The sequence below is a fragment of the Clostridium estertheticum genome, from assembly GCF_018861295.1.
Classification (GTDB): domain Bacteria; phylum Bacillota; class Clostridia; order Clostridiales; family Clostridiaceae; genus Clostridium_AD; species Clostridium_AD estertheticum_D.
Map to the genome: position 1 here is coordinate 62,228 of NZ_JAHLDM010000017.1, position 15,936 is coordinate 78,163.

Sequence of the window (15,936 nt, forward strand, 5' to 3'; positions counted from 1 at the left end):
GTGTTAAAGCTTCCACAATATCCACTTACATGTATCAAACGAGTATTTAAGCTCATATAGCCTCTCTGAACCTTTGATTACGCTTTGGCAAGTATAAACTAACATATTATTACCTGCGAGCCTCTCCTTGTCTATAGTGAGTACCTTATCAATTTTGACTACACTTATGGATTCATCCTCGTTAGCAATTTTGAAACGAACTGGATGTATGACGCCATTAATATCTGTCCAACTAACTAATTCTATTGGTTTTGCTAATACTTTCATAAATACACCCTCCAAACATATGTTCCCATCAATATATTATACATCATTTTACTGAAATTGGAAGAGGTAAATATTTCTTTATCTTATCTTCATTCTTGCTTTAGCACTCTTTTTACTTAGTACATCTAAAGGATTAAATTTACAAATATCTTCAGTCATATCTACTGGTAATAAATTAATATATTTCTCAGTAGTTGTAATTTTAGAGTGACAAAGTATAGATTTTAATCTATAGATATCACCGTGATTTCTAATAAATAAAGTGGCAAAGGTATTTCTAAAAGTATTAACCCCGCGCATCTTCACATTTCTATTTTTGAAATAATTAGATATATTTTGATGTAGTGTATCATAACACATTTTAATTCCATCTAATTTAGCAAATAAGTAATCATCAGCCATAAAATTCATAACTTCCACATATTCCCTTAATACCGATTTTAATGTAGGGCTTAATGGAATTAATACTTGTCTCCTAGTTTTCATATGAGTAAATAATATTAAATCCTCATCATACCTGATATCTTGTAATTTTACATTTAATAAGGTTTCGGATCTGCAACCTGTACCTAATAAAAAATTACAAATTACATAACCTTTATAGTCCCCTATCAAGCAATTATCTAAATTAGGCTTTTTTAGTAATAGCGTTAATTCATCTTCTGTATAAACTATTTTCTTTTCTGAATCTACTGTTGGAATCTTAACGTCAAATTTAACTAAATAGTGATTATCAAAACAAAATGTTAAGAAAGCTCTAGTTTTAATTACAAAAGACTTATATGTATTTCCCTTATAACCATGTTGTCTGTAAAATATAACTTGAGTTTCTATCTTTTTCTTAGTCAATGTAGAAATACTTTCATCTTCATTGATAATTTTGGATAATTCAAACCTATAAAATCTATTTTTGCTCTCAATAGTTTTTTCAGCTTGACCGATACTAATACAATAATCTAAATACTCAATATGACACTCTTTTATTGTCTTTTTGACTCCATCCCTCAAGCTTCTTAATCTCATTTTTACCATGATTTTATTCCATCCCTTTACTATAAAATTTGCAGATTAGAGGTATGGAATTACAGAATCTTACATTCGGTTAAAATTCTTAAAATTATATGCTTTTATTACTGTCTTTTTTATTACTATTCTACAAACAAATATTTTATACTTTTGATATCAATGAATTATTATAAAGTACACTAGTATCAAATTTCCGTGTAATATCCCCTTCAAATTTAATCTCTAAATCCTTATCATTAATAGAAATAACAGTCCCACCTCCGAAACTTTTATGTATTACAGTATCCCCTTCTTTAAAAGGTAGATTAACATCATTACCACCTATGATATTGCATTCCTTTATAAAGCGTGATGTTTCTTTCACTTTTCCTTTAACGCTTTTACTAATGCATAACCAAACATTATCTATAGCTCTTGTTATTCCTACATAAAAGAGTCTTCGCTCTTCTTCTAAGTTATTTTCTATACTATTTACATGTGGGATGTTCTCCTCATTACAATTAATTAGAAATACGTTTTTAAACTCCATACCTTTTACTCCATGAATTGTACTAAGTATGACTGCATCCTCTTCTACATTTCTCTTATGCTTACTTATTTCTTCTTTAACCTGTTCTACATGGGCTAGAAAAGCTATTATATTGTTATATCCTTCAGCCGATTGCCTAAACTCGTCTATAACATCTTCCATCTCGCCTAAGTCAATTTTAAATTTAGTGCAATATTCCTTTATATAATCATGATACCCAATGCTTAATACTAAATTATCTATTGCACTCGCTAATGAAATTTTGTTTAAATAATGTATATCTTTTTTTAACTTATCTATCATCTTCATCTGAAATATAGGTATACCATCAATTTCCTTTAACATTTCAAAACAATCCTCGCGTACAATATTTCTTTTTATATTATCTAAATTTAATCTGCTTACATATCTAAATGGTTTATTAATTATTCTAAGAAAACTTTCTTTATCACTTAGATCAATGCTTAATTTTAAATATGCAATTATATCTTTACATATAAAATGTTGAAAAAAATCATATTCCTTATCTAAAAGCATAAAAGGGATCCTTTTTTTAATAAAAACATCTACTAAACTTCTGCATTCTACATTTGTTCTATATAATATGGCATTGTCTCTATAATTTTTATCAGGGACTGCCATATGTTTTTGAATGATACTACTAATTTCCTCTGCTTGTGCATTTTCATTTACATTATTAAGTACAACAATGCCACCATCTTGCTCCTTAAATGCTATTATGTTTTTTTCATTTCTCATCTGATTATTTTTTATAGTATTCATGGATATTTCTACTATATTCTTTGGACACCTGTAGTTAGTTGATAATTGTAATTTCCCTCCACCCTCAAAATGCTCTGAAAACTTAACCATGCATTCAGGATTTGAACCTCTAAATCCATAGATACATTGGTCCTCATCCCCCACTGCAAATATTGAGTTTTCCTCATTTAAAAGTTTTAATATCTCAACTTGCATAGAATCACAATCTTGGAATTCATCAACTAAGATATGTTTAAATAAAGATCTATACCCCTGAAGTATCTTATAATTTTTTATAAATAAATCTCTACACCCTATTTGTAAATCATCAAAATCGAATAAATTTCTTTCTTTCCTATATTGCTCATAAATATTATATGCTGCTATAAATATTCCTTTATCGATACTAGGAGAAAACTTTTCTAAAGTATCATCACTTGTTTTAAATACTGAAATATTATTTATAACTTCTTTTACCTTTTCATCACCTACCTCATCTAAGTAGGACATTAATACGTTTTTTATAAGTTTATATACCTCAAATGTATCTATTATTTTTATTTCACCATAATAATTTTTGAGTATTTTATAAAACAAACCGTGAAATGTTCCAAAAAACGGAACACTTGCCCTTCCATTAATAGCAATATACCTATTTTTCATATTAATAGCTGCAGCTCTTGTAAAAGTAATTACAATAATATTTTTCGGGCTAAAATTTTGTTCATTTATTAGATGAACAATTCTATTAACAATGACAACTGTTTTACCACTTCCTGGTCCTGCTGTAACTAATAAATTTCTATTATTAGAAAAAACAGCGTCCCTTTGCTCTTTACTTAATTTAGCACTTATTTTACTATCTCCAATTTTATTATTCATATTATATTTTTTCTCCACTCTCATCCACCTACTTTAATTTATCATATATTGTGTTTAAACCTAAAATACTAGTATAATAAGTCTAACAAAACATTAATATATAATTATGTTATAATTCCATTATATACTTTTATTAAATTTCAAAGGGGAAAAAACTATGATATATTCAAAAGATTTTAATGTGAGAAATGAAAGAAATCTAACAATGCTTGTAGACTTTTATGAATTAACTATGGCAAACGGTTATCTTGATAATAATGTTCAAGACAAAATTGCATACTTTGATATGTTTTTTAGGCGAATTCCTGATGGCGGCGGTTATTGCGTTATGGCCGGTGTACAGCAATTACTTGAATACCTTTCTGATTTATCATTTTCAAAGGATGATATAGCCTATCTTGAGAGCAAAAATACTTTTTCAGATAAATTTATTGATTATTTAAAGAGTTTTAAATTTTCTTGTGACGTATGGGCAATACCTGAAGGTTATCCTGTTTTTCCTGGTGAACCATTAGTTACAGTTAAAGGACCTATTATACAGGCTCAATTTGTTGAGACAATGATCCTTCTTACAATAAATCATCAAACCTTAATTGCTACTAAAGCTAGTAGAATATGTAGAGCTGCAAAAGGTAGACCTGTAATGGAATTTGGTTCAAGGCGTGCTCAAGGCTATGATGGTGCTATATATGGAGCTCGTGCTGCTGTTATTGGTGGTTGCGTTGGTACTGCCTGTACTATTGCCGAGGAAATGTTTGATATTCCAGCACTAGGCACTATGGCGCATAGTTGGGTACAACTTTTCGATACTGAATATGATGCCTTTAAAGCTTGGACTATAACCTACCCAGATAACTGTGTACTTCTTATAGATACTTATAACGTACTACGCTCTGGTATCCTTAATGCTATAAAGGTGTTTAATGATGTACTTAAACCTATGGGCAAAAGGCCTAAAGGAATACGAATTGATAGCGGTGATATTACTTATCTAACTAAAAAAGTTAGAGAAATACTAGATGAAGCTGGATATGCTGATGTAAAGATTACTGTTTCTAACTCACTCGATGAATATATTATTAGTGGAGTACTAGAAAACGGGGCACAAATTGACAACTTTGGTGTTGGAGAAAGGCTTATTACTGCAAGATCTGAGCCAGTGTTTGGTGGTGTTTATAAACTTGTTGCAGTTGAAAATGATGGAGTAATAATACCAAAAATTAAAATTAGTGAAAATGCAGAAAAAATTATTAATCCTGCTTTTAAAAAACTATATAGAATTTTTGATAAAACAACTCATAAAGCCATTGCAGATTTCATTACCTTGCATGACGAAAAATTTGATGAGAATAGACCCCTTGAGATATTTAATCCAACTTATACTTGGAAAAAGAAAAATCTTAAACATTACTATATAAAAGAGCTTATGGTTAAACTATTTGAAAATGGTAAACAAATTTATGAATCTCCATCTGTTATGGAAATAAAAGCATTTTCCGAACAAGAAGTGTCTAAATTATGGACAGAAGTTTTAAGATTTGATAATCCCCATGTATATTATGTAGATCTTTCTTGGAATTTATGGAACCTAAAACAAGGTTTATTAAATCATTATTCTGAAATTCTTGAGGAATAACATGAATATGCTTATTACATCATAGATGAACGTTAGGAGGACGTATGGCACAACCATTAAAAATCAAAATTTCAAAAGTTGCTCTAGATGAGCTAATGGAAATGATTCAACTTGACGAAACATCTGATAGCGTAAGATTCGTATTCGACAGTGCTTGTTGCAAGACTTCGAAAGTTGACATTTACCTAGATAATTTTAAAACAGGAGATATTAAAAACAATATTGAAACTTTAAAAATATTATATGATAATACTCTTTTAGATAACATTTGCGAACTCACAATAGCCTATAGTGATTCTAGATTTTGGGTTAAAACAACGCTTACAGTCGATAGTAAACCTAGTTGCCCAAAACATGGCAGTGACTCTTGTGGTGGTTGCTCTGGGCATTGCGGTTCACATTAATTACTAAAATTACAACAAAAAGCTAACCAAGATTAAATTGGTTAGCTTTTTAATATAGATTTATATTACTAAACATTTACTAACGGTCCCTCTGTTTGTGCAAACAAATTCTTAGAGCTCCCAAAGATATCCTTGCACGTAAGTTCTGGAAACCAAATTGCAATTTCACGTTCTGCACTATCTACACTATCAGAGGCATGAACTAAATTATTAGTTTTATCTATTGCAAATTTTCCTCTTATGCTTCCAATTTCTGCTTTAACAGGATCCTTATCTCCATTAATTTTCCGTGTTATTTCAATAGCTTTTTCACCCATTAAAACCATCGCACATATATTGCCTTCAGTAATATAATTTATTAGTTTTTCAAAATATTCGCGTCCCTCATGTTCACTGTAATGTTTCCTTGCAATATCTTTTGTAGCCGTTATCATTTTAAGTGCTACAATTTCTAGTGATTTCTCCTCATACTGGTTAATGATTCTTCCAATTAGTCCACGTTTAACTCCATCAGGTTTAATTAATATCAAGGTTCTTTCCAATTAAACTCACTTCCCTGCTTAATATTTTAGGAAAACAAAATTAAATCCTATTAGTTAATATTATACACAATTACATAATATTAATACTATAAGTATCGATCTTTATATAATGATTTCAATTGTGAATTTCTATCCTCACTAAATATATCATAATCAATAATATTCTTAATGATAAAGGGTTTAAAATCTTTTAACTCAACAAATGGACATTTCCCTCCATTATCTGACCATTTATGTAAATCACACTCTTTAAAACACTCTACCTCTTCATCCATAGTTGTTAAAAAAGGACACTGTAACATCTCATCACTCCATTCCCATAATTTGTTACTAAAGTAACTTTGTAACTTTAATAACATTATAAGACTTTTTACCAATAAATTGAAGTGTTTTTTTAATATTAACTATAAATAATTAAATATCACTAATATCCAAGTTCCTCACCAATCAAAATCACTGTCATATCTGTTCTCACAGGCCTTCTTTTAATTACAGAGTAAACTCTACATATTCTACTAGCTACTTTACAATCCATGCAAACACCAGTTTTAGTACAAGGATTTGGCATCTTTAACCTCATGTTATTCATTGGCGCCGCAATTTGTTCTAGTCTTTCAAATGCTGAAGATTCATTTTTACAAATTTTATTAACGCCAACTACAACAATAACTTTTTTAGGTCCAAATGTCATTGCGGCTATCCTATTTCCTACACCATCAATATTGACAAGTTCACCATCCATTGTCACAGCATTAGAACTACATATAAAAACATCACTAAGGAGTTCCCCTCTCATAGTTTCCATTTTATCATCAAGTGATAAAGTCGGATCACCATGATCTAGAACAAATCCTCCAAGAGATGCTACCTTTTCTTGTATGCCGAGTTTTACTACAGTCATAGACCCTCCAAAACCAACCTTATCTCCTTCACGTATATTTTCCATTATAAATTTTGATGCCTCAACGCCTGTTTTAAAATAAATAGCTGAAAAATCATTCCTTTTAAGATTTTCTACCACCTTTAACCCTATAGTCTCATTATGTAAATTATAAATTTCTTTCATTTTTTTCCTCCTTTTTTAATATGCCTTATAGGCATATTGTATATAAAATATATCAATGATATAATTGTACATACTAGATGTTTTTTAAACAAGTACTAACTTATAAGTTACTTAGTATCCTAAGTGACCTAATATCCTAAATTGCTATATATTACTAAATTTACAATAAGAAATACAGGAGGTATTTATGAGCGATAAAATAATGAAAATAAATAACAAAGAATATAGTTGTGCTATAGAATTAACATTAGATATTATAGGTGGTAAATGGAAGCCAATAATTCTTTGGAGATTAGCTAATAACGGCGTATTAAGGTTTAGTGAATTAAAGCGATCCATGGGTGTAATAACGCAAAAAATGTTAACACAACAACTTAGGGAATTAGAAGCATACGAAATGGTTCATAGAAAAGTATATGCCGAGGTTCCTCCAAAAGTAGAATACTCTTTAACAAAACAAGGTAAAAGCGTAATGCCAATACTCGACATTATGTGTAAATGGGGAACAGATTATTATGAAGAATCTATAAATGACAAAAAATAATAGTGTTATGTTTTAACTTTTAGGGCATATTATTTCCTAAAAGGAGTGATTTTTTTGAACATAACTAGTGTATCTCTATCATATATGTTTTTTGTTGTTTCTATAATAGAATTTATATTTTTTCTATATTACAAATTTCTTGTGATTAACACTGGTGCTAAAAGTAAACGTCGAGAAAATATTATTGGAACTATGAAATATCCTGAGCATTGGAGAAAAAGAAATAATATAATAGCATTTATTTCTCTATTTTGGGCACTTACATCAATTATTGCTTTTATTTATTTGAAATTTTTCTATTCTTCACGTTTACTTTCAATAGTATATGTTTTTATCTATATAGCTGTTATTGTATTAAGTGTTTTCGTATTCATTAAGAAAAATAAGATTGTTCCTAATAAATAACCTAACCTAAAAAACAGTAATAATGTTTAAATTATTACTGTTTTTTTTAACTTTATTTTTCTAATACTTTGATAAAACTTTTAATAATCTGAGCTGTGAAGCCCCATATTACGTAGTTATTATACTCATAAAAATATTGATCTAAAAAACCTTTTCTAAACTTGTAGTTTTTTCCTCCATTAATTAAATGGAAAGGAAAACCTTCTTGTTTTAAGGGTCCTATCTCCATATTATAATATAGTGGCTCACTCTCTAAAAAGAATTTTAATGGGACTTTAAATATATGATCTACTTCATCTTCGCTGGGGTTTATTTTACCATATTTTAGATACCCTACATAAGCATACATTATATTTCCATAAGGACTTATATAATAATCCATATCTCCAATTATTTTAATTTGATCTCTTTTCAAATTCAGTTCTTCCATAGTTTCTCGCACCGCGGCTTCTCTTGGATCTTCATTTAGCTCAACCATCCCGCCTGGCAGACAAACATCACCTGGCTGACTTCTTAATTTCAAAGCGCGTACTTCAAATACAATAGATAACTCATCATTATCCTCTACTAGTAATATCATAACAGCACTTTTATCAAACTCCCCTATTGCTTTAGGCATTCTATCTTTAAATATTTCTTCTACCTTATTTATCATGTTAATCACAACCTTTCTAGAGCAACCACGTGGCACGTGAATCTATAAACTCATTTTACCATAAAAGACTTTTTTTGTGCCACCCACATGACAAGTGGCAAGTTTTATTAAAGTACTGACTGTAAATTGTAATTTAAAAGTAATTAATTTCAATACAAAGAAATCATTGACAGCCTACTGTGTCTATTATATAATAACAGTAGATAAGGAGGTGGTGTGCACGAATATTCTTATATCAGCACTTTCACAAACACCCATATATGAACAAATACAGAATCAAATAAAAGAAATGGTACTCAGTGGGAATATAAAATCTAAGGATCAATTGCCCTCAATAAGACTTATGGCAAAAGATTTAAAGGTGGGCATCATAACCGTAAAACGCGCTTATGAAGAACTTGAGAAAGAGGGTATTGTAATCAACTTACAAGGACGTGGATGTTTTGTAGCAGAGATTAACCTCAAAAAAGTTAAAGGAATTCATATTGACATGCTTCGGGAAAGACTTCTCGAAATTAAAGACTTTGCCGACACTTCAGGGCTATCACATGAGGAAATCATTGAAGTTGTAAATGAAATATATGGAGGCTATAAATATGACAAATAAGGCTTTAGAAATTAATAACTTGGATTCACACATAGGAGATTTTTCTTTAAGTGGCATAAATCTTTCAATTGAAAAAGGAACTATTATGGGCTTTATAGGAAAAAATGGTTCAGGCAAAACAACGCTTATTAAAACAATACTTAATATAATTCAATCAACAAGCGGAGAAGTATTATTTAATGGTGCTCATATGAATGGACATGAAGAAACAGTTAAAGCAAATATAGGCGTTGTATTTGACAGTCTAATTTATCCTCTTAATTTCAAACCTACTAAAATAAAAAGAATGGTATCACCCTTTTATAAAACCTTTGATGATAAAAAGTTTAATGATCTAATGAACCGCTTTGAGCTTGACCCAAATAAAAAACTCTTAACATACTCAAAGGGTATGCAAATGAAATTTGGAATTATAATGGCTATATGTCATAATCCAGAATTAATAATACTTGATGAACCTACGGCAGGACTCGATCCTATAGCAAGAGCAGATGTAATTGATCTACTTTTAGATCTTATGCAAAATGAGGATAGGTCCATACTATTTTCAACACATATTACAAGTGATCTTGAAAAAATTGCTGATTATATAACAATGATTGATAATGGTAAAATTATTTTTTCTAAAGGTAAAGACGAAATGCTTGATACTTATCGCCTTGCACATATTGAAAAAGAAGCTATGACAGATGATATTAAATCCGAGCTTATAGGATTAAAAGAAACAGCCTTCGGATACCAGGGGTTATGTACTAATAATTTTAATATAAAAGATATAGTTGGATTTAAAACTACAAAACCTACAATTGAAGATATTATGGTTTACATGGGTACAAAAAAATAAATATAACATGGAAGAGGTGCTTTTTATGATAAAAAAACTTATTGCTTATCAAAAACTATTGTTAAATTCGAATCCCCCATTTTCTTCTGTTCCTCCAACATTTTTTAATGTACTCCTTTATTGTCTTGCTTTCACTATGATAGTGTTTATGAATATATCTTTATTCTTTGGAGACACAATGAGTTCAAGTACTTTTATACCTTTTACTCTACCTATAATAAGTTTATGGATGATTAATAGAATATTTCACGGTGACCATAGACTGTTTGAAACTGTTCCGGTAAGCCGAAAATATGTAGCATTAAATATGTTTCTACTTCCAATAGTAATGATATTTATAATGTATATTATGATTTATATTTTTGGTACTGTGCTAATAGGTACAATTATTGGGATTATATCTCTTACTAGCTCTCAAGGTACTATTAAATTACCTTCCGAATCAATCTTACAAGAAGTAATAGATACAACAAAAGGCGATGTGTTAATGTTATGCATATTATTAATAATTGTTTTTGTAGGCGTTTCAATTACTTTTATTAAACACAAAAAAAACAGACTCTTAACTTTTGCAGGATTTACTACAATTGGTTATGGACTTTTGTTTTTTTTAAAACTTAGTATGCCTATATTCCCGATCACTGGTAAAGTAGAGTTTCTTGAAAGTTTTTCTATCATGCCTCACTCAAGTACAATCTTGCTTTCCATAGCTATTGCGACAGTTATAATAAGCATTACTTCGGTTTTAATAGGCTATAAATTATATGTTGGTAAATCAGCCTCTAGCAAAGGCTACTAATTAGTCACTCATAAAAATAGTAATCATTTTCAGACACAGGTGTTTTTTCTTCTTCATTAAACAATCTACCTTGTTCTTCATAAATTAAAATGCTATACTTATGCTTGTATTTACTCATATATAAATATAAAATTTAATTAAATTGGAGAGATGAAATTGAAAAGAAGAAACCGACTTTTATTATTTACACTGCTCTTTACTTTAGTCTTTTCTACAACAATTTTTGCCGCTACTAACCCACCAGAATTAGATGGTAAAGCTGCAATCTCTGTAGATATGGACACTAATGAAATTATTTACGCAAAAAACATTGATAATAAGATGTACCCTGCGAGCATTACAAAGCTTATTACAGCTTTGCTACTTGCTGAAAATAAGACCACAACGGACAACTTAAAATACACTAAGAATGCAAAGGCGCAACCACCATACTCTTATAACCTAAATATTCATCCCGTAGCTATTGGAGATACAATGTCCGCTGATAATGTAATGGATGGACTTCTTCTTTATTCTGGAAATGATATTGCTTATATGATTGCTGATAACGTTGGTGGAACTCCAGTTAATTTTGCTAAAATGATGAATGATAAAGCCGCAAAACTCGGAATGACAGGTTCTCATTTTATCACCCCAAATGGTTTGGATGATGCAAATGATAAGCATTTTACAACGCCTTACGACTTAACTCTCGCAGGCAGAGCTGCTTATAAAAATGCTTGGGTAAAGAAATCTATGGGTAAAAAAACAAGTGTAATTAAATCTGCTAATGGACCTGTTGCTACTGTTACTAACAGAAATAAACTGCTTGGCATAGCTGGTAACGTAGGCGGTAAAACTGGATATACAATAAAGGCTGGAAGATGCCTAATTTCTATATATGAACGTAATGGTCGCCATATTTTGGGTGTCGTTATGAATTCTACATATAACCTACCAAAAGATACAATAGTTTTTGATGACATGACCAAACTTATTAATTATAGTTATGCTGCTAAAAAAGAAGTAACTACAAAAAAAGATACTGTTATTAAAACAATAATATCTGTACCCTACAAAGTTATTCCATTTATAGGACCAACAAAAACAATTAGTATACCACTAGACTCAAAAGAAGATGTGACTTTTTATAAAAATGATGTCAAACGAGAAACTACCATTAAAGTCGATCCTATAAAGCCATGGAAACTTAATAAAAAAACCTCTATTGGAACTTTAGTTGTTAAACAAAAGGATTATGTTAAAACTTATAAATTATATCCAATGGTTTCAAAAGCTACTATACTCAAAGATAATATAATTATCTATGCTGCAATTGCGGTTGTACTAATTGCTATTATAGTATTAGTTCTCATATTAATATCTTCTATTCGTAAACGCAAAAATCGCAGTGGTAGAAGAATAAGATACTAGTACATTTACAAAAGGGATTATATTAACTTTTTAGTTAATATAATCCCTTTTAAAATATAGTTATAATTTTTCATATACCCTCTTTATGTTTTCTAAAATTCAACCTTCTAAAATAGTGTTTTGCAATTCCAGTATTGTCAATATATCACTTTTATAGTATTATAATATTGTATTCGATTATATATTGATGTTTATGATAATTTTCACCAATATGTATTTCAATTATCAAAATAATTACGTAATCATACGTGGAGGTGTCAACTTGAGAAAAGAATTTTCCCTAAGTAATGAAAAAGTAATGATAAATTTTACTGCAAAATATTGTAATACTCCTGTTAAATTATTAGAAAGTGTTGGATTCAGAAGAGTTTTTAACGCTTATCTCAAGAAAATCAAAAAGAAGAAATCAAATATATACAAATATTTGATAGAAAACACACACACAGAAACTGAGGATTTAGATGTTTTAATAATACATTTATTTAAACTCCTATCAGTACTAAATGTAAATGAAATTGTAGATTTAAATACTAAATATAGTTCTCTTATAAATAATAAAAGTACTTTTATAGATTTTGTAGAAGACTTCTATAGTTTTTGGAGAAAACTTGAAAGATATACTGTAATTCACAACAATAAAATAAATGAGGGTATAGAAAAAACAAGTTTTGTTGAAGCTAATAATGGTTTTTCAATGCTTATACTTGATTTATATAGAAAAATCGAAGAAAATGTTGTTGGTTATAAACCTAAAGTTTACAGACAATTACCCGCAGGTGGTAATGCTGGTTTAATTGTTAATACTATAAATTGGCCAATGCCTTTAGGATATGAACAATTGAAAAATGTTCCATTTATTGATGCAATAATTCTAGATTTACCTTATATAAGTTACCCTAAAAAGAATACACGTGATGGAATTTTTGATGAATGTTTTGAAAACCCATTAAAAAATTGTACTATAACCCCAGACCATTGGTTTTGCTATCCAGCTAAGATAGGTACACTACTTGCATTCATTTATGTTCACAGAGATTTTATGGCTCATGCAATAACCCTTTGTAACTTATTCGAAATGGCAAAAGAAAAAGAGTATAGAGATATTAAACCAGATATAGTTTTTGTTTTCGGTGCCAAAGATTCTGCCCCTGACGTCAAAACAGTATTTTATGACGATAAGCAAAATGATATTATGCTTGGATATATAAATTATGGTGACGAAATAGATTACTTTGGATATGTAAAAAAGATGGCCTTAACCCTTCATAATTTAATAATGATTAAACGAGGTTCACTGCCAATTCATGGTGCGATGGTACACATTATTATGAATAATGGTAACAGCGCTAATGTTGTTATTATGGGTGATAGCGGTGCTGGTAAATCTGAAAGTTTAGAAGCTTTTAGAAGTTTAAGTGAAGATTATATAAGCGATATGACCATAGTATTTGATGATATGGGTTACTTAACTTTAAAAGAAGGTTCAAAACCACTAGCCTTTGGAACTGAAATAGGAGCATTCGTAAGACTTGATGATTTAGATGCAGGTTATGCTTTTAAAGAAATAGATAGAAGTATATTTATGAATCCCGATAAAATTAACGCAAGACTTGTTATGCCAGTAGCAAGCTATAAAGATATTATTAAGGGTTACCCTATAGATTTATTCCTTTATGCAAATAATTATGAAGAAGTAAAAGATGGTATGGGAGAAATTAGTTTCTTTACAAATGCAAAAGATGCAATAGATGTTTGCAAAAGAGGCGCTAGAATGGCAAAAGGTACTACAACCGAATTAGGCCTTGTAACATCTTATTTTGCAAATCCATTTGGCCCTGTACAAAAACAAGAACTAGTAAATGTTCTTATAGATAAATATTTTGAGGACCTTTTCAAAACAGGAGTAAAAGTTGGACAAATTAGAACATCACTGGGAGTTAAAGGACAAGAAAAAGATGGTCCTAAAAAGGCTGCTAAAAAATTATTTGAATTAATTATAAAATAAAAAAGATCTTTTAGCCGGTAGGCTGCAGATGTGGTACCTATCCTTTGAATTTAATATTTGGAAAACCCGCAGCCTATTAAGACAAATAGTAATTATGTGGAAAAGCCACTGAAATTTATGTAAATATTTCAGTGGCCTTTTCGTTATTATTTGAATTCTTTTGTTATAACATCTGTTAGTTTTTTACATGGTATAATCTTCAAGTTTTTAAATTTAACCCCCGCTTTTAAACAATTTTGAGGTATGTATGCCTTTTTAAAACCCATCCTGTCTACTTCTTTTAATCTTTGTTCTAGAGATGGGACTTTTTTTAATTCACCGGTTAAACCGAGTTCTCCAATAAATACTGTGTCTGTAGCTATTCCGTGGTTTAGCGATGAGGATGCTATGCTCATAACTACAGCAAGATTGACCGATGTTTCAGTTAGTTTAAGACCGCCTGTTGCTTTTATAATAACGTTCTTATCATAAAGCCCTATTCCTCCCCTTTCTTCAAGAATAGAAATAAGGGTTCCCAGTTGTTCCTTCCTTGCAAAACATTCACTTAGCCTGCTTGGGTAAGGAGTAAAAGATTTAGATACAAGACTTTCTATTTCTATAACAATGGGTCTTGTTCCATCCTTTATAACCGCTAAAGCACTTCCTGGAACTAACTCATTTCTTTTGGTCATAAAAAACTCAGAAGGGTCAGTAATCTCTTCCATTCCTACATCTGAAAGCCTAAACATGCCACTTTCTTCTGTATTTCCAAAACGATTTTTCTTACTTACCAAGTGTTTTAGTTCTTCCCCATCTTCTCCTTCAAGATATAATACAGTGTCTACTAAATGCTCAAGTATTCGTGGTCCTGCCATCTCATCGGCCTTTGTCATTTGCCCAACCAGAAAAACAGCTCTTGGTCTATCAGGATTTTTAGCTATATTCTTTAACGCTGTTGCACATTCAATTACTTGAGTAGGTGAACCTGCCCTGGAACTTGAATATTCGTCCAAAGTAAATGTTTGAATACTATCAAGTATTATTAAATCCGCATCGACTGTTTCTATATGTTGTATTATTTCATCTAACTTTGTATCCGAAACAACCCAAAAATTATCCGCTATTTCTTTTACTGTTCGGTCAGCTCTATTTTTAATTTGGCTTTTACTTTCCTCTCCAGACGCATATAAAATTTTATATTCTTTTAATGAAAGTGAATTTGCGAGTTGTAGCAGAAGTGTAGATTTTCCAGCCCCTGGTGGAGCCGATATAATAGTAACACTATCTCTAACTATTCCTCCACCCATAACTCTGTCAAACTCTGAGACTCCAGTAATTATTCTATCACTGTTAGACTGAAGCACCGCCTTTAGTTTTGTAGGTTTAGTTGCAGCTACCAAACTATTTAAAGTATTTTGTTTAGAAGAAGTCGCCTTAACAAGTTTTTCTTCATATGAATTCCATGCACCACAATCACTACATTTACCCATCCATTTTGGAGCATGTGACCCACACTCTTTACAAACATAGATTATTTTATCTTTTGCCAATCAGAGCCATCTCCCTTTAAT

17 protein-coding genes are annotated in these 15,936 nt (G+C 30.2%); 9 read left to right on the forward strand and 8 right to left on the reverse strand.

The window, feature by feature from the left end; all coding sequences use genetic code 11:
* Positions 1-3 precede the first annotated feature (3 nt).
* The 3 genes from KPL54_RS16335 to KPL54_RS16345 form a co-directional block, all read right to left on the reverse strand.
* Positions 4-267, reverse strand: a complete 264-nt coding sequence (locus KPL54_RS16335; protein ID WP_216107569.1) for a hypothetical protein — start codon at positions 265-267, stop codon at positions 4-6.
* A gap of 78 nt (positions 268-345) precedes the next feature.
* Positions 346-1,299 carry a tyrosine-type recombinase/integrase gene (locus KPL54_RS16340; RefSeq protein WP_216107570.1) on the reverse strand — a complete coding sequence of 318 codons (954 nt, stop codon included), beginning with the start codon at positions 1,297-1,299 and terminating at the stop codon, positions 346-348.
* Between the two features lie 136 nt (positions 1,300-1,435).
* Positions 1,436-3,484: an ATP-dependent helicase gene (locus tag KPL54_RS16345; protein WP_268037536.1), complete on the reverse strand. Its 2,049-nt coding sequence runs from the start codon at positions 3,482-3,484 to the stop codon at positions 1,436-1,438.
* Positions 3,485-3,623: 139 nt separating this feature from the next.
* On the opposite strand from KPL54_RS16345, the gene KPL54_RS16350 reads away from it, so the two are divergent.
* Both KPL54_RS16350 and KPL54_RS16355 read left to right on the forward strand, forming a co-directional pair.
* Positions 3,624-5,102 carry a nicotinate phosphoribosyltransferase gene (locus KPL54_RS16350; RefSeq protein ID WP_216107571.1) on the forward strand — a complete coding sequence of 493 codons (1,479 nt, stop codon included), beginning with the start codon at positions 3,624-3,626 and terminating at the stop codon, positions 5,100-5,102.
* 44 nt (positions 5,103-5,146) lie between these two features.
* On the forward strand, positions 5,147-5,506 hold the full coding sequence (locus KPL54_RS16355) for a hypothetical protein (RefSeq protein ID WP_216107572.1): 360 nt from the start codon (positions 5,147-5,149) through the stop codon (positions 5,504-5,506).
* A gap of 68 nt (positions 5,507-5,574) precedes the next feature.
* Here KPL54_RS16355 and ndk read toward each other — a convergent pair whose 3' ends face one another.
* From ndk to KPL54_RS16370, 3 genes are all read right to left on the reverse strand, one after another.
* Entirely contained in the window at positions 5,575-6,048 is a 474-nt protein-coding gene (gene ndk, locus KPL54_RS16360) for a nucleoside-diphosphate kinase (RefSeq protein WP_216107573.1), read from the reverse strand.
* 86 nt (positions 6,049-6,134) lie between these two features.
* Entirely contained in the window at positions 6,135-6,350 is a 216-nt protein-coding gene (locus KPL54_RS16365) for a hypothetical protein (RefSeq protein ID WP_216107574.1), read from the reverse strand.
* Positions 6,351-6,472: 122 nt separating this feature from the next.
* Entirely contained in the window at positions 6,473-7,114 is a 642-nt protein-coding gene (locus KPL54_RS16370; protein ID WP_216107575.1) for a lactate utilization protein, read from the reverse strand.
* Between the two features lie 187 nt (positions 7,115-7,301).
* On the opposite strand from KPL54_RS16370, the gene KPL54_RS16375 reads away from it, so the two are divergent.
* Together KPL54_RS16375 and KPL54_RS16380 are read left to right on the forward strand one after the other, a co-directional pair.
* Complete coding sequence (locus KPL54_RS16375; RefSeq protein ID WP_253203502.1) at positions 7,302-7,658, forward strand: winged helix-turn-helix transcriptional regulator; 357 nt, start codon at positions 7,302-7,304, stop codon at positions 7,656-7,658.
* A 54-nt stretch (positions 7,659-7,712) separates the two neighbouring features.
* Entirely contained in the window at positions 7,713-8,063 is a 351-nt protein-coding gene (locus tag KPL54_RS16380; RefSeq protein WP_216107576.1) for a hypothetical protein, read from the forward strand.
* Positions 8,064-8,115: 52 nt separating this feature from the next.
* On the opposite strand, the gene KPL54_RS16385 is transcribed toward KPL54_RS16380, so the two are convergent.
* Positions 8,116-8,718 (reverse strand): NUDIX hydrolase, encoded by a 603-nt coding sequence (locus tag KPL54_RS16385; protein ID WP_216107577.1) that lies wholly within the window; start codon positions 8,716-8,718, stop codon positions 8,116-8,118.
* A 214-nt stretch (positions 8,719-8,932) separates the two neighbouring features.
* On the opposite strand from KPL54_RS16385, the gene KPL54_RS16390 reads away from it, so the two are divergent.
* From KPL54_RS16390 to KPL54_RS16410, 5 genes are all read left to right on the forward strand, one after another.
* Positions 8,933-9,325, forward strand: coding sequence for a GntR family transcriptional regulator (locus KPL54_RS16390; RefSeq protein WP_216107578.1), 393 nt, complete (start codon positions 8,933-8,935; stop codon positions 9,323-9,325).
* Positions 9,315-10,169 (forward strand): ABC transporter ATP-binding protein, encoded by an 855-nt coding sequence (locus KPL54_RS16395; RefSeq protein WP_216107579.1) that lies wholly within the window; start codon positions 9,315-9,317, stop codon positions 10,167-10,169. The genes KPL54_RS16390 and KPL54_RS16395 overlap by 11 nt, the downstream gene beginning before the upstream one ends.
* Before the next feature lie 25 nt (positions 10,170-10,194).
* The gene (locus tag KPL54_RS16400) at positions 10,195-10,968 is read left to right on the forward strand and encodes a hypothetical protein (RefSeq protein WP_216107580.1); all 774 of its coding nucleotides are present in this window, start codon (positions 10,195-10,197) and stop codon (positions 10,966-10,968) included.
* Between the two features lie 156 nt (positions 10,969-11,124).
* Positions 11,125-12,381 carry a D-alanyl-D-alanine carboxypeptidase family protein gene (locus KPL54_RS16405; protein WP_253203503.1) on the forward strand — a complete coding sequence of 419 codons (1,257 nt, stop codon included), beginning with the start codon at positions 11,125-11,127 and terminating at the stop codon, positions 12,379-12,381.
* A gap of 262 nt (positions 12,382-12,643) precedes the next feature.
* A complete protein-coding gene (locus KPL54_RS16410; RefSeq protein ID WP_216107582.1) occupies positions 12,644-14,386 on the forward strand; it encodes a phosphoenolpyruvate carboxykinase in 1,743 nt (580 codons plus the stop codon).
* Between the two features lie 146 nt (positions 14,387-14,532).
* Here the strand turns inward: KPL54_RS16410 and radA are convergent, their stop codons facing one another.
* Complete coding sequence (gene radA / locus KPL54_RS16415) at positions 14,533-15,915, reverse strand: DNA repair protein RadA (RefSeq protein ID WP_216107583.1); 1,383 nt, start codon at positions 15,913-15,915, stop codon at positions 14,533-14,535.
* Positions 15,916-15,936 lie beyond the last annotated feature (21 nt).

Bases quoted from the DNA above. Each gene is read 5' to 3' on its own strand.
- KPL54_RS16335 (WP_216107569.1), bottom strand. From the start codon at position 267: ATGAAAGTATTAGCAAAACCAATAGAATTAGTTAGTTGGACAGATATT.
- KPL54_RS16340 (WP_216107570.1), bottom strand. From the start codon at position 1,299: ATGGTAAAAATGAGATTAAGAAGCTTGAGGGATGGAGTCAAAAAGACA.
- KPL54_RS16350 (WP_216107571.1), top strand. From the start codon at position 3,624: ATGATATATTCAAAAGATTTTAATGTGAGAAATGAAAGAAATCTAACA.
- KPL54_RS16355 (WP_216107572.1), top strand. From the start codon at position 5,147: ATGGCACAACCATTAAAAATCAAAATTTCAAAAGTTGCTCTAGATGAG.
- KPL54_RS16365 (WP_216107574.1), bottom strand. From the start codon at position 6,350: ATGTTACAGTGTCCTTTTTTAACAACTATGGATGAAGAGGTAGAGTGT.
- KPL54_RS16370 (WP_216107575.1), bottom strand. From the start codon at position 7,114: ATGAAAGAAATTTATAATTTACATAATGAGACTATAGGGTTAAAGGTG.
- KPL54_RS16375 (WP_253203502.1), top strand. From the start codon at position 7,302: ATGAGCGATAAAATAATGAAAATAAATAACAAAGAATATAGTTGTGCT.
- KPL54_RS16385 (WP_216107577.1), bottom strand. From the start codon at position 8,718: ATGATAAATAAGGTAGAAGAAATATTTAAAGATAGAATGCCTAAAGCA.
- KPL54_RS16395 (WP_216107579.1), top strand. From the start codon at position 9,315: ATGACAAATAAGGCTTTAGAAATTAATAACTTGGATTCACACATAGGA.
- KPL54_RS16400 (WP_216107580.1), top strand. From the start codon at position 10,195: ATGATAAAAAAACTTATTGCTTATCAAAAACTATTGTTAAATTCGAAT.